Below are 2,940 nucleotides of genomic sequence, written 5' to 3' on the forward strand. Positions count from 1 at the left end.
CGCCAGTTCGAGGCCCTCGCCGGTCCAGCGGACGGCGCGCAGGTCGGGCACCACCACGTCCGGCCGGTCCGCGCCGAACTCCCGGCCGCCCACCCCGACCACGACGCCTGCGCCCGCCGACCGCCCGGCGCGCACGCCCACCGGCACGTCCTCGAACACCGCGCACCGCGACGCGGGCACCCCGAGCAGCCGCGCCCCGGCCAGGTAGCCCTCCGGGTGCGGCTTGCCGCTGCTGACGTCGCCTGCGGCCACGAGCGCGCGCGGCACCGGCAGCCCGGCGGCGCGCAGGCGGGCGGTGGCCCGGTCGCGCTTGCCGGAGGTGACGGTGGCCCAGCGGTCCGGGGGCAGCGACGCGAGCAGCTCCGCCGCGCCGGGGATCGCGGTGGTGGCGCGCACCTCGGCCAGCTCGAACGCGTCGATCATCGCCACCGCCTCGGCCCGCCGCGCGGGCTCCACGTGCAGCGCGACGGTGTCGACCGCCCGCCTGCCGTGCACGGTGGCCATCACCGCGTCCGGGGCCAGCCCCAGCTCGCGCGCCCACCGGGTCCACGCGCCCGTCACGCTCGCCTCGGAGTCCACGAGCACGCCGTCGCAGTCGAACAGCAGCGCCGCGCAGGGCGCCGCCGTCATCGGGTTCGTCTCCACGGGCACACGGTAACCCGATAAAATCGTTGAGCGAGTATATTCGTGAGCCATGACATCCGCCCAGGCACGGCACTGGCGCTCGGCCTCGGACGCGCTCGCGCTGCTCCGGCGCGAGCCCGACGTCACCAGGACCCGGCTGGGCAAGCACCTCGGCCTGGCCAGCGGGCCCACCTCCGACCTGGTCAAACGCCTCGCGCGCGCCCGGTTGGTCGATGAGCGCCGCGCCCCGTCCGCGGGTCCGGGCAGGCCGACGACCACCGTCCGCGCCCACCCGTCCGGCCCGGTCGCCCTGGTCGTGGACCTGCGGCACGGCGACTGGCGGATCGGCGTCTGCGACCTCGCGGGGGTGGTGGAGGTCGTGGCGGGCGGCGGGCGCGACGGCGTGGCCCCCGAGGCGCTGCTCACCGGGCTCCGCGCGCGGATCACCGACCTCGCCGAGCGGCTGGGCGACCGCGTCGTCGGGATCGGCGTGGCGGTCCCCGGCCCGGTGGCGGACGACCGGCTGCCGACGACCGTGCTCGGCCTGCGGGACGTGCCGGTCGACCGGATCGCCCCGCCCGGCCTGCCCGCCGTGCTCGGCAACGACGCCACGGCCGCCGCCGTCGCCGAGGCCCGCCTGCACACCCCGCGCCCGCGCACCCTGCTGCACGTGGTGGTGGAGGTCGGCATCGGCGGCGCGCTCCTGGTCGACGGCCTGCCCGCGCCCAGTGCCCGAGGGCTGCACGGCGAGTTCGGGCACCTGCCGCTCGGCGATCCCGGCGTCGAGTGCCCGTGCGGCGCGCGGGGCTGCTGGAGCGCCGGTTTCGAGGCGGGCGCGGTCGCCCGGCGCGCGGGCCTGACCGTGACCGGTGACCCGCGCGCCTGGCTGCGCGACTTCTACGCCGACCGGGGACCGGCGTCGCCCGCCCGCGCCGGACTGGCCGCCGACCTGGGGCGCGGGATCGCCGGGCTGGTCAACGCGCTCGACCCCGACCTGGTCACCCTCGGCGGGCTTGCCGCGTCGGTGCGGGACGCCTGCGCCGAGAGCTTCGAGCGGGCCGTGCTGGCGGGTCTGATGGCCGTGCACCGCGAGTCGCCGCCGGTGGTCGTGGCCGCCCGCTCGGACGAGGACGCCCCGCTGATCGGCATCGGCCTGTCGGTGTTCGACCGGGTGCTCGACGCCGACCTGCTCGCCCGCTGGTCCACCGGCGTCACCGGCGGCGCTTGAGCAGGGAAGCCGCCGCCAGCGCCCCCCGTCCCGGACCCTCGACGTCGTGCAGCGACACGGAGATCGCCTCCGGGCGCCGCGCGAGCACGCTCTCGTGCCGGGTGCTCCAGCCGATCCACAGCACCCCGGACCTGCGGGTCCGCGGCATCAGGTGCACGGTCCCGCCCGCCTCGCCGAGGAAGGCGCAGGTGGCGGGCTGGTCGAGTCGTCCCCCAGCCGGACCTGCCACGCGCCGTCCACCAGCGCGGGCCCGATGTCCACGTGCCCGTCCCGGATCTCCAGCGCCGCCGCCGAAGCCGGGGGAGCGGTCGCGACGCCGAGCAGGAGCGCCACGAGGAGGACGCGGAGGAGACCGCTCACGCCTCGGGGGTGCGCCGACCGCGCACGGCCAGCCCGATCCCGGCGATCACGACGACCAGCAGTACCGCGCCGCCGACGAGGTACCCGGTGGGCACGCCCCCGGACTCCGCCGCGACCTCGGGTGCGGACTCGGGTTCCCGCACGCGCACCAGCGGGACGTCCGCCTCGGCGAGCACCGCGCCGCCCGCGTCCCGGACCACGGCCCTGACCTGCCTGCCGTCCCAGCCCCGGTCGAGAGCCCTGCTCAGGGTCGTGCCGCTCGCGCCCTCGATCGGCCGGAAGTCGTTCTCCCCGTTGCTGCGCGCCGACCACTCGACGCCCGTCGCACCGTCCACACCGGACAGCGTGAACGTCGCGGTCTCAACGGCGCGGTAGGAGTCCTTGTCCGAGGCCAGTTCCGCAGCCGCCGCGGCGCCGCCTGCCACCTTCAGCTCCAGCGGTTCCGACTCGGACAGCACCGAGTGGTCGGCGTTGAATAGCCGCGCCGTGACGTGGGCGCCGTCCAGGCCGGCCGTGATCGGCAGCTCCTGGTCGGCAAGGCGCGACTCGGGGATCCACGCGTACGCCGACTCGCCGCGCTTCTTCTGGTACCAGGGGTAGTGCTCGGCCTCGGTGTCGTAGGTGCCCTGGGCGGTGAACGACCAGGTGGCGCGGGTGTGACCGCCGACCTCGCCGGAGGTGCCGCGTCGAGGAGCTCGCGGCCCTCGGCGGGGTCGTAGCCGGCCGCG

Annotated in this window: 4 protein-coding genes and 1 pseudogene; 1 reads left to right on the top strand and 4 read right to left on the bottom strand. The window is 77.1% G+C overall.

Translation table 11 applies throughout. The annotated features are described in order from the left end of the window. Positions 1 to 645: HAD-IA family hydrolase (locus tag ACTUAL_RS23510; RefSeq protein WP_440901766.1), on the bottom strand; the 645-nt coding region annotated here is incomplete at its 3' end. Positions 646 to 694: 49 nt separating this feature from the next. Between ACTUAL_RS23510 and ACTUAL_RS23515 the strand changes: the two genes are divergently transcribed. Next, a complete protein-coding gene (locus ACTUAL_RS23515) occupies positions 695 to 1,852 on the top strand; it encodes an ROK family transcriptional regulator (RefSeq protein WP_440901767.1) in 1,158 nt (385 codons plus the stop codon). On the opposite strand, the gene ACTUAL_RS23520 is transcribed toward ACTUAL_RS23515, so the two are convergent. The 3 genes and pseudogenes from ACTUAL_RS23520 to ACTUAL_RS23530 all read right to left on the bottom strand — a co-directional run. Next, positions 1,836 to 2,000: a hypothetical protein gene (locus ACTUAL_RS23520; protein WP_440901768.1), complete on the bottom strand. Its 165-nt coding sequence runs from the start codon at positions 1,998 to 2,000 to the stop codon at positions 1,836 to 1,838. The two genes, ACTUAL_RS23515 and ACTUAL_RS23520, sit on opposite strands and share 17 nt — an antisense overlap. Beyond that, positions 2,000 to 2,212, bottom strand: coding sequence for a hypothetical protein (locus tag ACTUAL_RS23525; RefSeq protein ID WP_440901769.1), 213 nt, complete (start codon positions 2,210 to 2,212; stop codon positions 2,000 to 2,002). The genes ACTUAL_RS23520 and ACTUAL_RS23525 overlap by 1 nt, the downstream gene beginning before the upstream one ends. Then, a pseudogene (locus ACTUAL_RS23530) lies at positions 2,209 to 2,940 on the bottom strand (choice-of-anchor M domain-containing protein); the annotation flags it as partial. The gene ACTUAL_RS23525 and the pseudogene ACTUAL_RS23530, both read right to left, overlap by 4 nt.

The organism is Actinosynnema sp. (assembly GCF_052038725.1).